The sequence below is a fragment of the Clostridium sp. genome (assembly GCF_036569345.1).
Taxonomy (GTDB): domain Bacteria; phylum Bacillota; class Clostridia; order Clostridiales; family Clostridiaceae; genus Clostridium_AD.
In genome coordinates this window covers 1-22,515 of record NZ_DATCQT010000179.1, presented here as the reverse complement: position 1 = coordinate 22,515, position 22,515 = coordinate 1, and the positions used below count along the sequence as shown (strand labels likewise).

The following is a 22,515-nucleotide window of genomic DNA, read 5'->3' as shown; positions in this document are numbered from 1 at the left end:
CCTTTCTTATAAGTATTTTATAGTTACTTGTTTTTTTAGCATTTCTATGTCAACTAGTCTTCCTGTTTGAGTTCCTTCAGTCATTACATTAGCTGCACTTGTAGCACACGCTAGTTTCATAGTTTCTTCAAAACTATAATTATTTTCAATTGCTACGGCCATCGCTGCAACCATTGAATCTCCAGCCCCTACAGTACTTTTAACTTCTACCTTTATTCCTGCAACCTTAGCAACCTTATCACCACTTATGAATATGGATCCTTCAGACCCCTCTGAGATTACAACATACTTTACTCCATACTCTAATATTTTTTTAGCAGTTTCAATTACTTCTTCTTCGTTATTAATTTTTTTACCAAAAGCTTTTTCAAGTTCTTCGACATTGGGTTTTACCATATAGGGACCAGCTTTCATTCCCTGCATTAGCATTTCACCATCTGCATCTAATATAACCTTGCCACCCTTGTTTTTTACATCCTTAATTATTTCACCATATATATCACAACTAACTCCAATTGGCACACTGCCTGATAAAACTACTAATGAATCCGACCTGCAATATTCCATAATTTTTTCTTTCATATTAGCAACATCTTGCACCATTAAACTAGGACCTTTTTCATTTACATCTGTGTGTGTATTATTAACCTTATCAATAATTTTTATATTAGTTCTAGTTTCGCCTTTTAATTTTAAGAAATCATTTTTAATATTTGAATCATCTAAATAATTTTTTATTTGAGTTCCACTGCTACCACCTAAAAAACCTAAAGCTAAGCTTTTATGTCTTAGTTCCTTAATAACTTTAGATACATTAATACCTTTGCCTCCAGCATCAACTCTTGTAGACACAATTCTATTGACGTTTCCAATTTTAAAATCATCTATTTCAATGGTTTTGTCTAAAGCTGGGTTTAAAGTCACTGTTATTATCATTTTTTCACCACCATTTTATTTTGTTGTAATAATTTTCAAATCATTTTCTTCAAACTTTTCAAACAATTGATCATCTAATTGATTATCTGTAATTATTATGTCAACACTATCTAAGTCAACGATTTTAGAAAAAGAAACTTTTCCAAATTTAGTATGGTCGCATACTACTATAGTTTGCTTAGCAATTTTTATCATTTGTCGTTTTGTGTTAGCTTCAATAATATTTGGAGTAGTTAACCCATTAATAATACATAGACCATTAGTTCCAATAAAAGCTTTATCTACCCTAAAATTTTTAAGTGTATCATCTGCTACTGGTCCAACCATTGCCCTTGTTTCCCACCTTAATGAACCTCCAGTAATAACTACCTCAACATCTCGTTTTTTGGCAAGTTCGTATGCTACATCCACTGAATTTGTCAAAACTGTTATGTTTTTAGCTGTTATATATTTAGCGATACAAAGAGTAGTAGTCCCTGCATCTATTATTATTGTATCTCCATCTACTATTATTGATGCTGCAAGCTTTCCAACAGATTCTTTCTCATCATGAAGTTTGTCTATTTTTTCTGAAAAAGTAGGTTCAAATTTAGTATTGCTATTTAGTATTGCCCCACCATGTACTCTTCTAATCAGTTCATCTTCTTCCAATTCTTGAAGATCTCGCCTTATTGTTACCTCTGATACTTCATATTGCTGCGATAAATCGCAAACTTTTACTTTGCCAAACTTATTTAAACTATTTAATATTTTTGATTTTCTTTCTTCTGGAAACATATTTTTCATACTTCCTTTTATAGTATTTTAAATGCCAATGTTCGTTTGTATTTGGTTTTTTTGTTTCACTTTCTTTCACTTATGTTCATTTTAATATAAAGTGATAACGTTGTCAACATATAAATGCTATTTTTTATAATTTAAATCACATGAAAATAAATACAATTATTATACGTATATCCTCAAAAAACAAATAAAACGAAACCATTTGGCCTCGCTCTTATTCCATGAACATATATAATTTCTAACCTATTATTCTTTTTCTAATTCTTCCTTTAAAATTTCTGCAATCATTGGAATACATCTACTGCCCCTACATCCACCTGTTCCTGCTCCAGTTACCTTTTGAACTTCTTCTACAGTTCTTGCTCCATTATGTATAGCTTTTTTTATTGTAGATTTAGGCACTGCTTTACATAAACATATTTTTGTAAGTTTATCTAAAATTTTATTGCTTATTTTCTTCTCCATAATTTTTCTCCTTTTATACTATCTTTTATCTTTGAAAAAATCAGTTAACAAATTGCCACACTCTTCATTGTATAACCAACTTATTTCTGTCCAGTGATTTAGTGCCTCATTTTGAATAATATTAATAACTGAACCACAAGCGCCAATGCTTGGATCGAAAGCGCCTATATATAATCTTCTTATCCTAGACTGAAGTATTGCCCCTGCACACATAGGGCAAGGTTCAAGGGTTACATACATATCACATCCAGTTAATCTCCAACTGCCTATTACTTCGCAAGCTTTTTTTATAGCTAAAATTTCCGAATGAGCAGTAGCATCTTGCAAGGTCTCTCTTAAGTTAAAAGCCCTAGCAATTATTTTATTGTCCTTTACTATAACCGCTCCTACAGGTACTTCATTTAATAATAATGATTTTTTAGCTTCCTTTAATGCTTCATCAATAAACTGTTTTTTCATGTAAACCCCTTTGTTATATATATAATTCGGTTTTATATTTTTTATTGTTTACATTATACTTCTTAACTATTAGACTATCAATATATTTCCTGGTAAATAAAAAAATTAGTAAAGTATTACTTTACTAATTTGTGGTGCACACAAGAGGAGTCGAACCTCCGGCCTTCCCCTTAGGAGGGGGACGCTCTATCCAACTGAGCTATGGGTGCAAATTAATTTCTACTTAAACATAATATTACACTTTTATAAGTATGTCAACCTATAGATAATTTGATTCATAAATTTCAAAAATAATAATCATATATCTTGCTATTTATTTGTTATTAGAATTTAATTTCATGAAATAGTATATAATGTATTTATATATACTATTTCATTGGAGGTGTTTTAATTGAATAACAACATAAAGAATTTTTTTCTAGCTGGACTTGGATCTGCCACATATACCTTTGAAAAAGCTACAACTTTAATAGAAGATTTTGTGCAAAAGGGTAAACTAACCTTTGAAGAGGGTAAATATTTATCTGAAGAACTAAAAAGAACTGTAAAAGAAAAAAAAGAAGATGGTGCCTGTTTAACAAATGAGAATACCACTTTTACCAAAAATCAGAACCCTTTAACAAAACAAGATATGATTATGCTTCTTAATGAGATGAACTTTGCAACTAAAGAAGATATTGAGAATATAAACAAAAGATTATTAAATTTAGAGATAACTAAATCATAAATTCACAAATTGGAGTAAAACAAAAGCCCTACTACTCTTTCTAAGGCTTTTGTTTTTAAGTGAGGTAAAAATGAAAATAAATTCAGTCAATAGATTTAGAGAAATTGTTAAGGTCCTTGGCTCTTATGGCTTTGGATATTTTGTAGACTTTAAATTTAACAAACAAAATAAACGCCCTGAAAATTTAAGGAAAGCGTTTGAAGATCTTGGCCCCACTTTTATAAAAATTGGACAAATACTTAGTACTAGGCCAGATCTTTTGCCTTCACCTTATATAATAGAACTTTCAAAACTCCAAGATAATGTGCTTCCAGTAAATATAGAAACCATAAAAAAGATATTCTTTGATGAATTTTCAATATCAATAAATGAATGCTTTAAAACATTTTATGAAAAACCCTTGGCATCTGCCTCCATTTCCCAAGTACATAGAGCTGTATTAAAGGACGGTCGCGAGGTTGTTGTAAAAGTTCAAAGACCAGATATTGCAGAAAAGATGAAGCTTGATATTTCAATACTCTTAAGGCTAGTAAAATTTACAAAATCAAGGTTTGCTGATGCACTAATTGACCCTGAAGAAGCTCTGCGTGAAATACTCTTAATCACTGAACTTGAACTTGATTTTCACAATGAAGTTAAAAATATAAATAACTTTAAAAATTTCAACAAGGATGTTGCATTTATATATATACCATACGTTGTTCAAGATTTGTCTAGTACTAAGGTAATTACTATGGAAAAAATTAATGGCTTTAAAGTAGATGATAAGAAAAAGCTTCTAACTTTTCATTATGATATTAATGATTTAGGTAAGAAGTTAGCTTTGTCTTACTTAAAACAAGTTCTACAAGACGGTTTCTTTCATGGCGATCCACATCCTGGGAATATATTTATATGTGAAGGTAAAATTTGTTTTATTGATTTTGGAATAATGGGAAGCCTTTCAAATTCGTTAAAATTAACATTAAACGATATGATATCTGCGGTTGCTCTTAATGATATAAATAAAATGATTTCATCCCTTTTATCTATAGGAATAAAAAAGGGTTATGTAAATAGAAATAAATTATATGAAGATTTAGATTATCTCCTTTTAAATTACCTTTCAGTTTCTTTAAATAATATTCAAATTTCTGTTATGCTTTCTGAGATTTTTGATATAGCAAAACAAAACAATATCCGTTTACCTCGTGATTTTACGCTTCTAATTAGAGCTCTTGTAATTTTGGAAGGAGTGATCGCGAGTATAGCCCCTGATATAAAAATAATAGATGTTGCAGTTCCTTACGTAAAAGCTAACAATAAATCTTCCCTGATAGGAAATTTAGATTTTGATACTTTGCTTATTCGTTCATATTCATTCGTCAAAGACTCATTTAAGGTTCCTTCAAAGATTATAGAGTTATCTGATAGTTTAATTAGTGGAAGAATTAAATTACAGTTAGAGCATAAAAATTTAAGCAGTCCCATAGGTGAATTAAGCAAAGGTATAAACAGATTAGTTTTTGGTCTTATTATTTCTTCTATGATTATAGGCTCTTCTACAATTTTAAACTCTAACATAGGCCCTAAAATATACAATATATCAATTATTGGTATAACTGGTTTTTTAACTGCAGCATTTATGGGATTTTGGTTACTAATTTCTATAATAAAATCCGGAAAATTATAAATTAGAATATAAACTATAAAAATGAGGTAAATTTATGATTAAATATTACAATAGAAAACAAAACATATATGAAATTGAAAAAGTAGCTGGTGAAAAGTATTTGAACTGGTCTTATTCATCTCCTGCAGGAATTGGACTAGTTGAATTATTACTTAAGAAAAAGCTCTTTTCTAAATTATATGGTTATTATTGCGACACAAAAATGAGTTCTAGAAAAGTTAAAGATTTTATCAAGACTTATGATATTGATATGTCTATTTATTCTAAGACTTATGATAAGTACTTATCTTTTAATGAATTTTTTATAAGAACATTAAATCCAAATGGGCGTCTAATTGATGAAAATAATAATATTTTAATCTCACCCTGTGATGGCAAAATTTCTGCATACAAAAATATTAATTTATTTGATTTAGTTCAAATAAAAGGCTTTACATATTCACTTAAAGAACTACTACAAGATAATGAAGTGTACAATTTATATAATGGTGGTACCTGCTTAATTTTTAGATTATGCCCAACTGATTATCATAGATTTCATTTTATAGATGATGGGGTATGCAGTAATACAACTAAAATCAAAGGTCATTATTATTCTGTAAACCCTATAGCCTTAAAAAGTATAAACAAATTATTTTGCCAAAATAAAAGAGAATGGAGTATATTTCACTCAGATAATTTTGGTGATGTTATTTATATGGAAGTTGGGGCTACTTGCGTTGGTTCAATTATTCAAAGTTATAGCCCAAATTCTAAAATTAAAAAAGGAACTGAAAAGGGATACTTTAAATTTGGTGGCTCTACAGTAATCCTATTCTTTAAAAAAGATACTATTAAAATTGATGAGGATTTACTGCATCAGACACAACTCGGCTTTGAAACTTCTGTATTTATGGGAGAAAAAATAGGACTGAAATAACCTTTCAGTCCTATTTTTTATTATGTAAATTATATTTTAATATAAGCCCATAAAACTATTGTTTTATAACAACAATAGTTCTATTATTGTATATGGAATATATTCAATATAAAAATAATAGAGGAGCAGAGGCAATGGATTTAGATGTCACTTTACTAACAAAAGAAAAAAAGGAAAAAAGATTAAAGTTAGCATTTGTTATAGCAGGAGTAATTGCACTTATAATGGTAATACAAGGATTTATTATGTATTCTACTGTATCAAAATACAAATCAAAAATTTATCCACAAGTTTGGGTAGAAGATGTATATTTAGGTGGAATGACAAAGAAAGAAGCAAAACAGGCTATTATTCAAAAACATAATGATATTATTAATAAAAATGCTATAATAATAAAACTAAATGAAAAAAAATATACTATTGATTTAACTAAACTTAATATGTCTTCTAATTATAGTGCCATCATTGATAAAGCTTATAGTATTGGCAGAGAAGGCAATATATTTCAAAATTATTTTGATATAACTTCCCCAGACGATAGAAAATTTCAGCTTAATTATACCTACAATTCCGGTGTTATAGATACATTTCTTAATGGTATGTTTAAAGCTAATGATATAAAAGCAACGGACGCAGCTATTATTAAAAATAATTCAGGCGAATTAATTGTAACTAAAGAAAAAGATGGTCGTAGCGTTGATACTATTAGTTTGAAACTGGATATAAAAAATAAAATTAATGATATTGAACTAGGCAATGATTTAGTAATTCAGACTAATTTAAAGAAAGTTGAACCTAGGATTAAAGAAAAAGATTTATTAGGTGTAAATACTAGAATATCTAGTGTTACAACTAACTTTGGTAGCTCAAGTGAAAACCGCTGCGAAAATATTAAAATAGCTTCCGGCGCTATAAATGGAAAGATACTTATGCCAGGTGATATTTTCAGTTTTAATGATGTAGTAGGTGAAAGATCTGCTGAAAGAGGATATAAAGTTTCAAAAGGAATTGTAAATGATAAAGTAGTAGATGATATAGGCGGTGGTGTGTGCCAAGTTTCAACAACACTTTATAATGCAATACTTAGAACTAGTATGCCTTCTGTAGAAAGATACCACCATACATTACCTTGTAGCTATATAGGCACAGGCCTAGACGCAACCGTTTCTTATGGCCTTCTCGATTACAGGTTTAAAAATACGTATTCTTATCCTATATATATAGAATCTATAGTACAAAACAAAAATATAACATTTAATGTCTACTCAAATTCAATTCTTAGCAATAAAACATATGACATTATTAATCAAGTTATAGGAAACAATGTACAAGTATCTAGGGTTACTTATAAAAATAGTAAACTATTCTCAAAAAATTTACTCTATACTGATAAAGTTACTTAGAAAGTAAGTACCTCCAATCATTGAGGTACTTGCTTTTTTATGGACATATAATTGATTAATTTACCATTCGACATTGTTGTTTTATTACAATATAATGGATTTAGGTTCTATATGATTCTTATACTATCGCTATATTATCCAATGGTTTGTTTAATATATATAATTTATTTATTTAAGGAGATGTTACTATGTCATCTGTATTTTATTTTATATTCTGGTTTTTAGGTATGTTAATTGGCTCTATAGGATTAATTCAAATAGTTGTTGTATTCAAATTTACTCTTCCATTTACTGAAAAGATGAGTAAATTGGGTTTACTTAAAGATCAAAGCACTATTATTAAAAGAGCTATGATGACTTTAGTTTTCTGGAGTGTAATCATATTGGTATCAGTAACCTCAATTTGTTTATTCGCAGCTCGTAGCTCTTTAATCGCATTTATGATTGGAGTTGGATTAAGCTTATTATTTGGTCATAACAGAACTGGTGAAAACGAGTCAAATATCCAAGACTACATGACATCCAATCAAAGGTTTATAAATTTAAATGAATTAAAAAATGTTGATGAACAAATTCACAAATATGAATCAGAAGTATTATAATATCATTTCCAAATAATAACTAATTATTATACTGACCTAACTCTTATTTTTCATATGTTGTTATAAATTTAGTAACATATGATATTTTAGTGCATAGAATATACTACAATCGTATTATTACATAACATGTTGTAATAATAAAGTATCTTCATAATTACAATATGTTATTAAATAATCTACTAAAAGGAGTTATGATTATATGTATAGTAATATGTGTAGTAAACCATATAATAAACCTGAGTTAGTTAAAAAAGAAGAACCAGTTAAGCATTGCCTAGAACCAGTAAAAATGCTTCAAGTTCCTGTAATTAAAGGATTTGGAGAAAAAGAGGAATTAGTAGTAAGCAGACTGATAATAGCACCACCAAACCCTCCTATTTTTCGTATTGTAGCTATTGATAAAGAAGTTACAATCACAGATTTTAAACTAGCATCAGTTTGTGACAATAGAGATGGTGAAACATGGAAATCAAAAGTAATAATAGATGGCTTTATTGATAAAAATATACTCTACAAGACAATATCAGAGTTTACACCAGAAGCTGTAGGCGGACCTGTATTCCAGTTTACAACAAGAATAAATTTTGCAACTTTTGTTGAAGTAATATCGAAAGAACCAATCTATTTAACTGACCATGTTGAAATATTAAGTGCCTTTGTAGAAGGCGAAAAAGAAGAGTTATTAGATCCAAATCATGTTGCAGTAGGTGCACCAGATTTTGCAGTAACCTTTAATTCAATTCTAGAAAAAATGATTGTAAAAATCACTCTTAAAATTACAAGGACAGAACATGTTTCTGTAAAATAACATTCTTAAATTAATCTTAAAATTTGTTTTAAGATATAGGGTAAATTAAAAGCAGGGATAGCAATATTCCTGCTTTCTTCTCGTATTCTATAGTAATCTTAATATTTTATCGGCTTTCCCACATACATCATTTGAGAAAAGCAAATTTGATGTAATCTTTTGAACCGTTTCTCCACTATCAACAAGCATTATCACTTACTTTATTCTATAAGCCAACCATCTAGAAAATCTTCCTACATTTTTAAAAGAAACTATATAACACAATAACTCAGTTAGTTTTCCAAACTTCCTATAAAATAGATTAAATGTTAAATATGGAATCCATTGCTTTTTAGATTTCGGTAGCCTTTTCATTATATTTTTAAACGTGTACACTTCTTTATATATCCATAGATATCCCTTATATAATTCTTCTGCCGTCATGTTCTTGGGTTTATATACAACATGAGCAGTATTATAATTAGATAAATTAAAATCTACTATCCTATTTTCCGCGAGTAATACTGAATATAACTTTGTGCCGGGATATGGTGTAAGGATATGGGAAGTTACCGTTTCTATTTTACTTTTAACTATCCACTGTAATGTACTCTTAAATATAGAGGCATCATCTTCGTCTAATCCAAAAACTAAACTTGCATTTATCATTATTCCCCTTTTATGAATTTCATACACAAGCTTCTCATATCTATTAACACTATTTTGCACTTTATGAACACTTTCTAATGACTTACTATTTATACTTTCAAACCCTATAAAAAGGCTTTGACAACCAGCCTCCTTCATTTCATCTAATAATTCAGGCATATCCACTATATTAGAAGTAACCGCCGCATTCCACTTTAACTTAAGAGGTTTTATTTCCTTTAATAATTTTTTTGTCCATTTGGGATTCCCAATAAAATTATCATCGATAAACATTATGTGTCTTGTTTTTAATGTATTTATATCTTTAATTACATCATCTATAGGTCTATTAATATAAGTTTTAAGTACATTTTTGCAACTATTATAACAGAAATCACATTGAAAAGGACAACCCCTACTTGTACTAATTATATTCGTATATAAATATTTTTTATTATCAATCATGTTATATGCAGGTGACACTACTTCATCCCCAGAAATATTCTCCATATCATAATAAATCTTCTTAAGTGTATTATTTTCTTTATCCTTAAGGATTTTTCCCCAAATCCTCTCAGCCATTCCCACACTTATAACATCAAAACTAGAAGTCGCGCTCTCCGGATCTGCTGTTATATGTATACCTCCTGCAATTACAGTTACACCACGTTTTTGGAATTCCTTTGATATTTCTACTGCTCTATTCATAACATCTACAGTAACAGTTATAACTACCAAATCTACGGGTTCATTAAAATCTATCTTCTCAACATTTTCATTCTCAATAATAACTTCATGTTCTTTCGGCGTAAGATTCGCTATTGTTAATAATGCTAATGAAGGAGACATTCTGGTTTTCAATTTTGTATCCATAGGTCTTGGTAGCATTACAGGTTGAATTAATTTAATCTTCATATATTACCTCCAGACAAAACCTGTCCACTAGTTTAATAAAATTATTTTCTGTTATTGTCATCTTAATAAGAAAAATCCCTACTTTATTATCCTTAAGTATCCTCGTCACTTTTGTATTCTAAAATATCTCCAGGCTGACATTCTAAAGCCTTACAAATCGCCTCTAAAGTTGATAATCTAATCGCTTTTGCCTTTCCATTTTTCAATATAGAAATATTAGCCATTGTTATTCCAACTCTTTCAGAAAGTTCTGTGACACTCATTTTCCTTTTAGCTAGCATCACATCAATATTGATTATAATTGCCATGTTATTCACCTCTCCTTAGACCGTTAAATCATTATCTGATTTTATATCAATAGCATCTTGTAAAAGCCTTTGAAGAACAGCAGCAAAGACTGCAATCACACAAGAGGCAAAAATAATGATGAGTGGAATTCCTACAAGACCTGGTGCGTCGTCTGCATCCGCTATGGGAAATAAGAATGGTGCGAGTACCACATATATAATACTGATTGTGATTGCACAGTATTTTATATACTTTAAAGCATTTACAGATAATTCCGAGAAAGCTTTGTTCTTGTCAATATAGCTTAAAAGTTTTAAAGCCTGATACAGAGCAAAGAATAACGATATCGCCGTTGCATACACACCGATTAAAATGGGATAGTGCAAATAATTTGCAAATCCAGGCAACCAAAATATACACAGAGCAAGAACCGTAATTCCAATAAGAATAACAGCTAACTTTAATAAAATTGTTGAACAACGTTTCATAAAAAGCACCTCACTTATTTATAATTAATTTAATTTTAACACATATTTTATTGTTTTTCAATAAATAATTATCATTTTTTATTATGTTTTTATTGTATATAAATATAATTTTAATTTTAGACAAAAATAAAAAACATTCCTCAATCCACAGAAATAGCTCTATAACTTTAAACTATTCAACTTAAAACTTGTAAGGTATACTCAATATTAGCAAAAAAATAACAAGTACCCCAAACTATTGAGGTACTTGCATTTGTTATGGTGCGTCGGACAGGAGTCGAACCTGCGACCAACTGGTTCGTAGCCAGCTACTCTATCCAACTGAGCTACCAACGCATAAACATCATTACTATACTAGCATATTATGTACTAATAGTAAAGATTAATTTCGATATTTTATTTGTAAAATAAAGAAACATCTAACTATTGTTAGATGTTCTTGGTGGAGAAAGAGGGATTTGAACCCTCGCACCAGTTTCCCAGTCTATACCCTTAGCAGGGGCACCTCTTTAGCCACTTGAGTATTTCTCCATAGCTAATTTTTATGTCTTTATAAAAAAAAATGGTGGAGGAAGTGGGATTCGAACCCACGGTACGCTTTCACGTACGTCGGTTTTCAAGACCGGTGCCTTAAACCAACTCGACCATCCCTCCACATTGTAGCAACATGCATTATTATATCAGCATAGTTATTTACTGTCAACGTATTTACATATTTATTTATAAAATATATCTTTTAACTTACATTTTTATAATAAATAAACAACTTAATATTAAATCTTCAAGTTGTTTATTTATATTTATTAAGTTACTTTCCCATTATGTAAAACATTTATTTTGAAATTACTGTATTTGCTCCCATATAAGGCAATAAAACCTTAGGAATAGTAACTGATCCATCTTCATTTTGATAATTTTCAAGAACTGCAGCTAAAGCTCTTCCCACTGCTACTCCTGATCCATTTAATGTATGAATATATTTAGCTTTATCCTTTTTATCATCTTTGTACCTAATATTAGCACGTCTTGCTTGGAAGTCTTCAAAATTACTACAACTTGATATTTCAACATATTTGTTATAACTTGGCATCCAAACCTCAATGTCATATTTAAATGATGCTGTAAAGCCTAAATCACCTTTGCATATCTTTACTATTCTATATGGCAGCATAAGCCCTTGTAATACTGACTCTGCATCTACAAGTAATTTTTCTAGTTCTGCATATGAATCCTCAGGTTTTGTGAATTTAAGAAGTTCCACTTTATTAAATTGATGCTGCCTTATAAGACCTCTGGTATCCCTTCCCGCTGAACCTGCTTCTTGTCTAAAACAAGCACTATAAGCAACATGTTTTATAGGCAAATCTTTCCCGTTTAATATTTCATCTCTATAGATGTTTGTAACCGGCACTTCAGCTGTAGGTATCAAGAAATAGTCTGTATTAGCCACTTTAAAAGCATCTTCTTCAAATTTAGGTAATTGACCAGTGCCAATCATACTTTGTCTATTAACCATATATGGAGGCAATATTTCTGTATATCCATTTGTGTCAACATGAAGATCTAAAAAATAAGTTATTAGTGCTCTTTCAAGTCTTGCTCCTAGTCCCTTATAAACTGTAAACCTTGAGCCTGTAATTTTTCCACCTCTTTCAAAATCTAAAATATCATTGTTTACACCTATATCCCAATGAGCTTTAGCTTCAAAATTGAACTTTGTAGGTTCTCCCCATTTTTTCACTTCTACATTGTCTTCATCTGTATCTCCCAGTGGTACATTTACATTCGGAATACTTGGAATACTTAACATAATATCTTTAATTTTTTCATCCAACTGTGATACCTCAATGTCAAAATTTTTAATTTCATCTGATAGTTTTTTCATCTCAGCCATTATTTCTTGTACATCTTCCCCACTTTTCTTAAGCTTTGGTACAAGTGCAGATTCTGTATTTCTTTTATTTTTTAATTCTTCAACCTCAACTAATATATCTCTTCTTTTTTTATCAAGAGTCACAACCTCATCAATTACTGATACCTGAAAGCTTTCACCTCTATTTTCCAATAACTTTTTTATTTCTTCTGGATTATTTCTTATTCTTTTTATATCTAACATAATTATTCCTCCTTAAATATATTATTAATATTTAATCTTACTCTTATGTAAAATTATATTTCTATATCGTTTCTTTTAATATTTTTTGTGCAAATAATATCAACCCCAGTATTAAGTATGTTCTTACATACCACATCACCTATTTTTATAGGTGGACCTACGTGAATTCTACTTAATGCTTTAGAGCATTCAACCCATAAACTTGTTTTAATAGGTTTAGTACTTTTTACGGGAACTACATTCCACAAAGTAGATCCCTTTATCCTAACTAAAGTTGTTAATATTGCTTTTTTTTCATTAAAATTGTTATCCGTTTCTTCCATCAAATAAACTCATCTCCTACATACTATCAAATTCTTTTATTCTATATAGTACAATATTAGAATTTTTTGAGTCCTTAACTATCTCAGTCATTTTTTTATTGGTTTCTCTTGCTAAAATAGAAACAATTTTATTTAAACAATGTGCTCCTTGGCAATTTCCAAATGCAGCACCTGTTCTCCTTTTAACTCCTTCTACAGTTCTTGCACCTAAAGGTCTCCGTATAGCATCTACTATTTCCCCTTCAGTAACCTTTTGACATCCACATATTATTTTACCATATTTTTTATCTAACTTAATAATTCTTTTTCTTTCTTCATCACATAATTCTCTAAACTTATAATATTCTCTTCTCTTATCGTTAAAATCTTTTTTTAGCTTACATTTCATCTTGCTAACTACACTCTCACAAACTATATTTGCTATAGCAGGCGTCATTGTAACTATGCCATAATGTTTCCCTTTAATTTGAATAAGTCCATTATCTATACCGCTATCATCAATTACCAGTGGTTCTTCAAAAAAAGGCCAATCTAAAAACATTTTGACATCCATATCATTTACACTACTTGTTATTTTAGACACTCTATTAACTACTTCATTATAATTAATATTTTCTCTTGTACTTATGGCAGCTACAGTATCTCCTTCCATTGTTGGAAGTGTGTAAATTCTTTCCCCTTTTGAATTAATCATAAATAATGCATGAGAAAATCTTGACTTTTTATTGCTATCTAGGAGTATGTATTTTAATATTCCTTCATTATCGCATGCATTAATTTTTTTATTATTTGAATCAAGTTTTTTGTCATTTAATACACTGTAATTTTCTGAAGGAGTTGTGTTTATTACAATTTTGCAAGTAAATTTGTTTTTATTAGTAATAACACTAAAACCTTTTGGTATCTGTTTAATGTCTGTTACCTCTTCCTCTAATTTAAATTTTACACCGTTATCAAAAGCTACTTCTCCATAAGATAATGCCAAATCAAATGGACAAACTACACCAGTGTTTTTAGAATATAGTGCTTTTTTTATATCAACATTTAAATTTGGTTCCATTTCATATATGTAATCTGGTTGTAACATTAATACATCTTTTGTTCCACGCTCTATTGCTCTGTTATAAATATTTTCAATTATTCTAACTTCTTCATCAGTTTGAGCAATTATTAAAGAGCCACATCTTTTAAAAGGAACATTAAATTTAGCACTTACTTTATCCATCATTTTATTTCCCATGCGTTCAAGCTTTGCAGTTAAAGTATCTTCACTTTCAACACCGTCATATACCATAGCAGTATTTATTACTGCAACATCATCAGCTATATCATAATCTTTTTCAATAACAGCTATATTAAGATTATATTTTGAAATTTCATATGCCACTGCACATCCAATTATTCCCCCGCCCAAAATAAGTACATCATAGTCCATTATAACCCTCCAGCCTAAAACAAAACTATTGTTTCACATTATTATTATATCCTTTTTTTTAACAAGTGACGCAATATGTTCAATTTATTTAAAAAAATCACTAAAAAAGGAAGAACAGTCTTCCATTCTTCCTTTTGTTAGCGCTCTAATCATAATTTTAACTACTCTCTTACTTTTATTACTTTCTATCATAACTAAAAAACATTTGCTTTAAACTTTCTTTATTTATAGGTTTATTTAAAACGAAATCTACGTTATTCATTTCTTGTCCTTCAAAAGAGCCTACCCACCCTGTCATAAGGCAAAAATATGTGTTTTTATTTATTTCTTTAACTTTCCCAGCAACTTGAAATCCGTTAATACTCGGCATAGTAAAATCACATACAATTATATCATATTTTCTCCTTTTTAACTCTGAATCCAAATTGTCGCATCCACATGTCCTTATTTTACATTTTGTAATTGACTTTATCATACTAGAAACAACATTTCTTATTTGCTCCTCATCATCAATAACAAGAACATTTCCTTCAAAATCAATATCAAGACTTACTATCTCATCTCTATACTTAATTGTTTTCTCACATAATGGCAATTTAACAATAAAAGAAGTTCCCATATTTTCTTCACTTTCAATTTCCATACTTCCTTTATGTGAAAGTATTATACTATATGAAATACTTAAACCAAGTCCTGACCCGTTGTTACCTTTTGTTGTAAAAAATGGCTCAAATACTCTCTTTTGGATTTCTTTTCTCATCCCAATTCCATTATCTCTTATTTCTATAATAACACTACTTGCTTGATTCTTTGTACTAATGTCTATTGTACCACCTACAGGCATAGCTTCTATTGCATTTCCGATTATGTTTATAAATACCTCTCTTATCTCTGTTATGTTTCCTACCACAACCCCATTAGATTTTAATTCTCTAATTATATTTATTTTTATACCTTTAAAAATGCTTTCTGTTAACCACTTACTTTTGGTTAACTCTATTGCATCTGATATTACACTATCTATTTTAAAAATTTCAGGTTCACCATGTTTATATTCTTTAGTTAATCTTTTTACCTTATTTGTAATATTAATTCCATCATAAGCACAAATTTCAATAACATTAAGTAATTTTAAGCTTTCTTTTTCCTTAGTTCTATCCTGTAAAAGTTGAACAAACCCTACAATTGGTGTAAGTATATTATTAATGTCATGGGTTATACCCGCAGCCATTTCACCCATTGCTTTCAGTTTTTCATTTTGTATTAGTCTATTTTGCATTATTCCGTTTTGATATTTTAATAAAGAGTTAGACTGAAGCATCCATATTGCTTTTTCTATTTCATTTTTATTTGTAAATACCATTTCTTTATTCCTATCTATAATGATTAATGTTTGAAATAAATCGCTAAGGCCTCTTAATCCATTGAATTTATATACATTATTATAAATATAAACCATATTAAGAACATTATCTTTTGAGGACCCTACTATCTTTTTAACGCATTTAATTACGGATTCTAATTTAGAATCTCTTTTAATTATATTTTCAAAATCCCACACTACTCTCAACTTTTGTTTACTATCAAGAATAATATCAATAATTCCCTGAAACTCTTTGCAGTCATAATCAAATGAAGTTATATCATAGGTTTTTATTTGAAAATTGTCTGTATTACTCTTTATGGAATCTTCATCGTTATTAAAATTCTTTTCAATATCTTTATAGGCTATATTATCTGTAAAAAAAATGACTTTTTCATTATTGATAATAGCATCTGAAATATATTTTTTTGATATTTTAGGTAAACTATTAATATTTAAATCATCTGTACCAATACATAATGTATTTTTACCACCCCTATACAAATTTTTATTTATATATTTCATAATGTACCCCCATACCCTTCATACTCTAATATTCTCATATATATACCTTTTTCGACATTATATTTCAAATTCCTTTGTTTCATACATCATTTTTCTCAGTTTAAACATTATTAAGTATTCTACCCTTAATTATACTATATAAAATAGGACATATAACAATATATGCCCTAAGATAACATTTTATGATAACATAATGTCATATGAATCATATAAAAAACCGATTAATTTTAGTATGTTTTTACTCATCAAACATTTTTATATGTTATTTACTTTTGTATTTCGTTTAATATATCTCCTAGATGTTTAATAAAAGTCTCATATTCAGTCAGATCACCATTTTTTTGAGCTTCTAAAGCCTTAGTATATAATTCTTTAGCACTTTTTATAATTTGAAGTTCTTTTGTATTTGAATTTGAGCTATTTGCTGGTACTAATGTGTTATTTTTATCTGAATAATCAAATATTTGATCCAGCGCCGACTCTATATTATCAGCCAAAATTATTTTTTCACCATAAGATACTATAACCTTTTTCATTTCCGGTATGCTTTTTTCTCCTTTAGCTCTTAAATACATAGGTACTACATAAAGCAACGAATTTTTAATTGGAATAATTAAAGTTTCTCCGAATTGAACCTGTGAACCTTGTGTATTCCAAAGTGATAATTCTTTTGATATTATGGTATCTTGATTTATTTTTTGTTTAAACAGTACCGGACTGTATACTGTTTCCTTTGATGGTAATTCATATAAAACCATTTTTCCATAATTATCACCATCCATTCTTGCCCCAAATAAAGATACCATATTTTCTCTTCCTTTAGTGTTGAAATATTCAAGTAGAATCATTTCTTCCTTGCTTTCATTTGGTAATTTCATCATTAAGTATGAAGCTTCACTTTTCTCGTTTTTACTCTCAGCTTTCTCTTGATTTGTAGCTATTGACCACACATCATCTCCATTATAAAATACCCCAGAATCTGTTATATGATATTTACCTAATACATTACATTGCACTGTAAATAGGCCTTCTGGATATTTAAAGTGTTCCTTTATCCCACTAGGAATAAACTCTGAACTCTTAAATAACCCTGGAAACATCTTTGAATAGCTATTTACTATAGGATCATTTTTATCAACTATATAAAATTCAGGCTTTCCATCTACTGCATCAATAACAACTTTAACTGAATTCCTAATATAATTCACCCCACCTTGTGGCTGTGAAAACGGATATCTGTTTGTTGTTGCATACGCATCTATGATCCAACATAACCTTCCATTGTTTATTACAATGTATGGATCACTATCATATGTTAAAAATGGAGCAATTTTTTTTGCTCTATCAATTATATTCCTATTAATTAATATCTTACTATTAGACGTAATATCGTCAGATAATAAAAACTTAGTGCTTTTTTTATTTATTGCAAATAGGATTCTATTTACAATATTCATCTTTATGCCTGCTTTACCGTCGTAGTTATTCAATTGGTTCGCTCCACCCTTAGGGTAATCTAACTCTCCGATTTTTGTATTTACAATGCTATAATCATTGGTACTCTCACCAAAATATATTCTAGGATCTTCTAATTTTATACCCGTATTATTCTCTAGTGGTATGTTTTTAATAACGAAATCTGGCTGACCTTCAGTAGTTACAGAGTTCACTTTACTCATAGCAACACCATATCCATGAGTGTAAACTAGATGTTTATTTTGCCAAGTATTTGAATTTCCTTGTAATGAATCTAAATTAATTTCTCTTGGTGTTATAAACACTTGATTATATTTTCCATTGATATTATATCTGTCAATATCTATATCATTAAATCCATAATAATATCTCAAATACTGAAATTGATTGAAAAATTCTAATGCTGGCTTATAAGAATTGATTTTAGTATTATCAATAGTTTCTTTATTTAAATTAATGTCATCTTTAGTCAAATCATTTTTTATTTCAAAAGGAATTTCTTCTGTGTTGTTAATATTAAAAGCTTTTCTGGTATTGTCTATATTGTATTTAATATAAGGTTCTTCTAAAGTTTTTTCGTTTGATTTAACCTGATATTTTTGAACTACATTTGAAGTTATATTTTCCGCAAAAATTAAAATAACAATCACAATTATAGATACAATCATAGGTTTTACTTTATATCTTAATAGACTTACAAAAGTAATCAAAGCTGAAATTAAAGAAACGCCTATTATAATTTGATAAAATCTTAAGGTTACATGTACATCTGTATAACTTGCGCCAAATACTATTCCTCTTGTTGAATATACTAGGTTCCAAGCCTTTATTAAGTATCCAAAAGATACTAATAATAATATTAATGAAGATACGATGGCAAATTGTCTTCCTGCAAATTTAGTTATTCCACTCCTAAAGTTTTTAAACTTAGAAAATTTATCTACTTTATTAACATGAAATATATGATCCTTTGCAGTTAATATAATATATGTTATTACCGTAATTGCAACTATTAACACTAGTAATGTTGTTAATGTTTTATATAATGATTCAATTAATGGAAGTTTAAATATATAAAATGAAATATCTTTTTTAAACAATGGGTCTACACTGTTAAAGCTTGTAGCATTTACATACTGTAATATTTTATACCAATAGTTATTTGCAAAGCTAAAAGATACTAAAAAAGAAATTATAATATTTATTAAAATACTAATTCTACGTTCTAATTTTCCTTTGTTTTTAATCACTTTGTTTCTACTCACTTCAGAAGCTTTTTTCCATCTTACAATGCTATTTTTAAAATTTTTATAATATGTCCATATAGCAATATAACCTACTATGAACACTGGCACCATTAATTTTATAATTGATGTTAATTTAGTAAAATATACAGATAAATAGCCCACTTCCTTAAACCATTGTATATTTATAGCCAAATTAACTATATTACCAAAAAAAGTTAGGACTATTAATATAAGTCCTATAATAATTACTATTTTCTTGTTTATCTTAATAGAAATCACCTCTTATCTAGTTTCAGTAATTTTCCTAACTTCGAATATTTTGTTTCAATTGCACCAACTGGACATAATTCCTGACAACAAAAACATCTAATACATTCATGCATATTCCATTTAGGGTTTAATATGTCCCCTTGTTTAACCATCTCAATTACTGCTGGTTTTTCTGGACAAACCTCGGCACATCTACCACACCCTATACATTTTTCTTTAATAAGAGTTGGATTTGGTGCTATCATTCCTCTTAGGAAATCAGTTACTTTTGGATTTATAAAATAAAAACTGCCTCCCTTTCGACATAGCTTAAAATCTTTTACTTTCATTGATTCTAAGTCTTCTCCAAGTATGTTTATATCCTGGGGCATAACAACTCCCCATTTATTATCATATGCTTCTTTTAAAACAGGTGTATCCAAAGGGTTATCATAACCTATGAGCCTAACCGCAGTAGAGTCCACAGCTGTTAAACTTTGACCCATAATTATAGTATTTAATTTGTATGGCTGTCCGTTTTTAGGTCCATTACCCTCCATAGCAATTATACCGTCTAAAATAGCAAAATTAGTCCCCACTGCTGTGTTCAAATCCAAAAGCATTTTGCAGAAATTATTTGCATCTGGCATTCTTGTATGCCAAGTTGCTTTTTGAGTCCCTGGTATACAACCAAACTGATTTTTTACAGCTCCTGTATAATATGCCATGGCATGTGTCTTAAGCTTTGGAAGTGATATAACAACATCAGCCTCATAAGCAGCTTTAGCAATGTTCCAAGATTTACATAGAATAGACTTATCTAATCTAACATGTACTGATTCTTTGAAATCTTCGAAATTAACCCCATATCTATTCGCAACCTCCATAAGACCAGATTTTTCTGCTGCTTTTCTTGAATCTCCGAAACCAGGGGAATCACCAAAGCTAATGTTATTTGAATATTCCTTAATGATTCTAATTACTGCTTCAAATACAGCATGATGAGTTACTACTGGTGATTCTTTACTTTCCACGCTTAACATATTAGGTTTTAGAAGTACTATACTATCCTTTGGTATTAATTTTTTTAAAAACTCGTCTCCACCTAATAACTCAAAACCTTCTCGTAATTTTTTTTCTATTAAATCAACATTATATTCACAACATTTTAAAAGTGCAACGTTTTCCATAATAATCTCCCCTTTATGATTCACTAAATGTAATCCACTTTAAAAACAAACTAATCTGAAATTAAATAGTTCTTATCTTTTAATTCTTTTATTATAGCTTCTATAATTTCCGCATTATCTGCTCTTATGGTATGTAAATGTATACCTTTAGTTAAAGAAGATAATGGCTGGACACTAGGTTCTTTAAACTTCTTTGCGAATTCTTCAATCTCCATAAGAGTTTTTATCATAAGCATTGACCTTATCTCACCATATAAAGGGTGTTCTACTGTTACATCCTCTATTACTCCTCCGAATTTAACAATACATTCAAGCTCATTATATATATCATCTCGACCATGTGAAACTGCTATTACTCTTCTAACATAATGACTTTCTTCACTAGGTATTAAATACCCTTCTGGAGTTGCAATTATGTTCACTCCTTCTGCCCTTATAATTGCTATATCTTTCACTATCACTTGTCTTGTAACCCCTAACTGTTCTGCTAGCAATTGACCTTTATATGTAATATTATTTTCAATTAGTAAATTCCTAATGTATTCTCTTCTTTCCTTTGAATTCATTTTATCCTCCTATTATTTGGTTCTAATTATATTCTATCACTATTTATATATTTTTAGAATTATTTTATAATATATAAAAAATTGAACATCAAATAAAACATATTTACGCTTATAATTGCCTAGGAAATGTTTTAAATTGTTAAATTTCATAAATAAAAAAGAAACTATAAACTAGTTTCTTAATTTCTATCATCACATTCTTTTAGTAAATCTAATTCTATGTCCCCTATTATTTTATTGTTATGATGATTTTTAACTAAAAATAAAAACCTATCGTCATAACCATATTCTTTTAATAAATTATATCCTATAGTTCCATGATTATAGTACACATTAACATTTTTAATTTTCTTACATGCTCTAATTTTTCCCTTTGTCATTTTATTCAATATAACCATTATAGATTTATCTATTGGATTCATACTATTATATATTTTACCTATATCATGTAATAGTGCAACTTTTATCAAATCTTTTACTTGTAACTTTCTCAGGTTGCAAGTAAGTTTTACATCCCTTGCTACATTTACACAATGCTTTTGCTCATAAGTAGGTAGTTGATTAAATAATTGCAATTCATATTTTTGTAAATGCGTTTTAAGAAACTCAGCATCTTCATCATTAATCTTTGCAACTATTGATCTGTAAAACTGCTTTACTCTATATAGTGACATCTCAACACCTCTTTTGCATTTATATTATTACTATTGTTATGCTTTTTATACAATAAATCAATTTGCCATCTGTATCGCTGAAATTTAGATAAATAAAAAAACAGTCCAATATGGACTGTTTTTGGTGGAGATAAAGGGAATCGAACCCTTGACCCCCTGCGTGCAAGGCAGGTGCTCTCCCAGCTGAGCTATATCCCCTTATATGGTGGACCTTCAGGGACTCGAACCCCGGACCGACCGGTTATGAGCCGGTAGCTCT

The 22,515-nt window shown here is 29.1% G+C and carries 20 protein-coding genes, 5 tRNA genes and 1 pseudogene; 6 read left to right on the top strand and 20 right to left on the bottom strand.

The genetic code is table 11. The features are described from left to right. Positions 1 to 6: 6 nt before the first annotated feature. From pfkB to VIM70_RS18635, 5 genes are all read right to left on the bottom strand, one after another. Positions 7 to 936, bottom strand: a complete 930-nt coding sequence (gene pfkB / locus VIM70_RS18655; RefSeq protein ID WP_331947286.1) for a 1-phosphofructokinase — start codon at positions 934 to 936, stop codon at positions 7 to 9. A gap of 15 nt (positions 937 to 951) precedes the next feature. Then, the gene (locus VIM70_RS18650) at positions 952 to 1,722 is read right to left on the bottom strand and encodes a DeoR/GlpR family DNA-binding transcription regulator (protein WP_331947285.1); all 771 of its coding nucleotides are present in this window, start codon (positions 1,720 to 1,722) and stop codon (positions 952 to 954) included. Positions 1,723 to 1,965: 243 nt separating this feature from the next. Continuing rightward, positions 1,966 to 2,184, bottom strand: coding sequence for a (2Fe-2S)-binding protein (locus VIM70_RS18645; protein ID WP_331947284.1), 219 nt, complete (start codon positions 2,182 to 2,184; stop codon positions 1,966 to 1,968). An 18-nt stretch (positions 2,185 to 2,202) separates the two neighbouring features. Further along, entirely contained in the window at positions 2,203 to 2,643 is a 441-nt protein-coding gene (locus VIM70_RS18640) for a nucleoside deaminase (protein ID WP_331947283.1), read from the bottom strand. 132 nt (positions 2,644 to 2,775) lie between these two features. Continuing rightward, a tRNA-Arg gene (locus VIM70_RS18635) sits at positions 2,776 to 2,852 on the bottom strand. Positions 2,853 to 3,034: 182 nt separating this feature from the next. On the opposite strand from VIM70_RS18635, the gene VIM70_RS18630 reads away from it, so the two are divergent. The 6 genes from VIM70_RS18630 (at position 3,035) to VIM70_RS18605 (ending at position 8,774) form a co-directional block, all read left to right on the top strand. After that, a complete protein-coding gene (locus VIM70_RS18630) occupies positions 3,035 to 3,370 on the top strand; it encodes a hypothetical protein (RefSeq protein ID WP_331947282.1) in 336 nt (111 codons plus the stop codon). 70 nt (positions 3,371 to 3,440) lie between these two features. After that, entirely contained in the window at positions 3,441 to 5,042 is a 1,602-nt protein-coding gene (locus VIM70_RS18625) for an ABC1 kinase family protein (protein WP_331947281.1), read from the top strand. A gap of 34 nt (positions 5,043 to 5,076) precedes the next feature. Then, positions 5,077 to 5,961: a phosphatidylserine decarboxylase gene (locus tag VIM70_RS18620; RefSeq protein WP_331947280.1), complete on the top strand. Its 885-nt coding sequence runs from the start codon at positions 5,077 to 5,079 to the stop codon at positions 5,959 to 5,961. Between the two features lie 134 nt (positions 5,962 to 6,095). Further along, positions 6,096 to 7,364 carry a VanW family protein gene (locus tag VIM70_RS18615; protein ID WP_331947279.1) on the top strand — a complete coding sequence of 423 codons (1,269 nt, stop codon included), beginning with the start codon at positions 6,096 to 6,098 and terminating at the stop codon, positions 7,362 to 7,364. A 188-nt stretch (positions 7,365 to 7,552) separates the two neighbouring features. After that, positions 7,553 to 7,966, top strand: coding sequence for a hypothetical protein (locus VIM70_RS18610; RefSeq protein ID WP_331947278.1), 414 nt, complete (start codon positions 7,553 to 7,555; stop codon positions 7,964 to 7,966). 199 nt (positions 7,967 to 8,165) lie between these two features. Beyond that, positions 8,166 to 8,774: an SPOCS domain-containing protein gene (locus tag VIM70_RS18605; protein ID WP_331947277.1), complete on the top strand. Its 609-nt coding sequence runs from the start codon at positions 8,166 to 8,168 to the stop codon at positions 8,772 to 8,774. Positions 8,775 to 8,969: 195 nt separating this feature from the next. Here the strand turns inward: VIM70_RS18605 and VIM70_RS18600 are convergent, their stop codons facing one another. From VIM70_RS18600 to VIM70_RS18530, 15 genes and pseudogenes are all read right to left on the bottom strand, one after another. Continuing rightward, positions 8,970 to 10,316, bottom strand: coding sequence for a radical SAM protein (locus VIM70_RS18600; protein WP_331947276.1), 1,347 nt, complete (start codon positions 10,314 to 10,316; stop codon positions 8,970 to 8,972). A 92-nt stretch (positions 10,317 to 10,408) separates the two neighbouring features. Beyond that, complete coding sequence (locus tag VIM70_RS18595; RefSeq protein ID WP_331947275.1) at positions 10,409 to 10,624, bottom strand: helix-turn-helix transcriptional regulator; 216 nt, start codon at positions 10,622 to 10,624, stop codon at positions 10,409 to 10,411. Positions 10,625 to 10,639: 15 nt separating this feature from the next. Next, positions 10,640 to 11,092 carry a DUF2975 domain-containing protein gene (locus VIM70_RS18590; protein WP_331947274.1) on the bottom strand — a complete coding sequence of 151 codons (453 nt, stop codon included), beginning with the start codon at positions 11,090 to 11,092 and terminating at the stop codon, positions 10,640 to 10,642. A gap of 259 nt (positions 11,093 to 11,351) precedes the next feature. After that, positions 11,352 to 11,428: transfer RNA gene (locus VIM70_RS18585), tRNA-Arg, on the bottom strand. A 104-nt stretch (positions 11,429 to 11,532) separates the two neighbouring features. Beyond that, positions 11,533 to 11,623 (bottom strand) — tRNA-Ser (locus VIM70_RS18580). Between the two features lie 32 nt (positions 11,624 to 11,655). Further along, positions 11,656 to 11,746, bottom strand: a tRNA-Ser gene (locus VIM70_RS18575). Positions 11,747 to 11,924: 178 nt separating this feature from the next. Then, positions 11,925 to 13,208 carry a serine--tRNA ligase gene (serS, locus tag VIM70_RS18570; RefSeq protein WP_331947273.1) on the bottom strand — a complete coding sequence of 428 codons (1,284 nt, stop codon included), beginning with the start codon at positions 13,206 to 13,208 and terminating at the stop codon, positions 11,925 to 11,927. Positions 13,209 to 13,261: 53 nt separating this feature from the next. After that, positions 13,262 to 13,516 (bottom strand): annotated as a pseudogene (locus VIM70_RS18565) (DUF1667 domain-containing protein); the annotation flags it as partial. 31 nt (positions 13,517 to 13,547) lie between these two features. Beyond that, on the bottom strand, positions 13,548 to 14,966 hold the full coding sequence (locus VIM70_RS18560; protein WP_331947272.1) for an NAD(P)/FAD-dependent oxidoreductase: 1,419 nt from the start codon (positions 14,964 to 14,966) through the stop codon (positions 13,548 to 13,550). A gap of 178 nt (positions 14,967 to 15,144) precedes the next feature. Continuing rightward, positions 15,145 to 16,854 carry a hybrid sensor histidine kinase/response regulator gene (locus VIM70_RS18555; RefSeq protein ID WP_331947271.1) on the bottom strand — a complete coding sequence of 570 codons (1,710 nt, stop codon included), beginning with the start codon at positions 16,852 to 16,854 and terminating at the stop codon, positions 15,145 to 15,147. Between the two features lie 266 nt (positions 16,855 to 17,120). Further along, entirely contained in the window at positions 17,121 to 19,847 is a 2,727-nt protein-coding gene (locus tag VIM70_RS18550) for a UPF0182 family protein (protein ID WP_331947299.1), read from the bottom strand. Positions 19,848 to 19,852: 5 nt separating this feature from the next. After that, on the bottom strand, positions 19,853 to 21,016 hold the full coding sequence (locus tag VIM70_RS18545; protein WP_331947270.1) for a DUF362 domain-containing protein: 1,164 nt from the start codon (positions 21,014 to 21,016) through the stop codon (positions 19,853 to 19,855). Between the two features lie 50 nt (positions 21,017 to 21,066). After that, positions 21,067 to 21,582, bottom strand: coding sequence for a transcription repressor NadR (locus tag VIM70_RS18540; RefSeq protein ID WP_331947269.1), 516 nt, complete (start codon positions 21,580 to 21,582; stop codon positions 21,067 to 21,069). A gap of 179 nt (positions 21,583 to 21,761) precedes the next feature. Then, positions 21,762 to 22,256, bottom strand: coding sequence for an HDIG domain-containing metalloprotein (locus tag VIM70_RS18535; protein WP_331947268.1), 495 nt, complete (start codon positions 22,254 to 22,256; stop codon positions 21,762 to 21,764). A 122-nt stretch (positions 22,257 to 22,378) separates the two neighbouring features. After that, positions 22,379 to 22,454: transfer RNA gene (locus tag VIM70_RS18530), tRNA-Ala, on the bottom strand. Positions 22,455 to 22,515 lie beyond the last annotated feature (61 nt).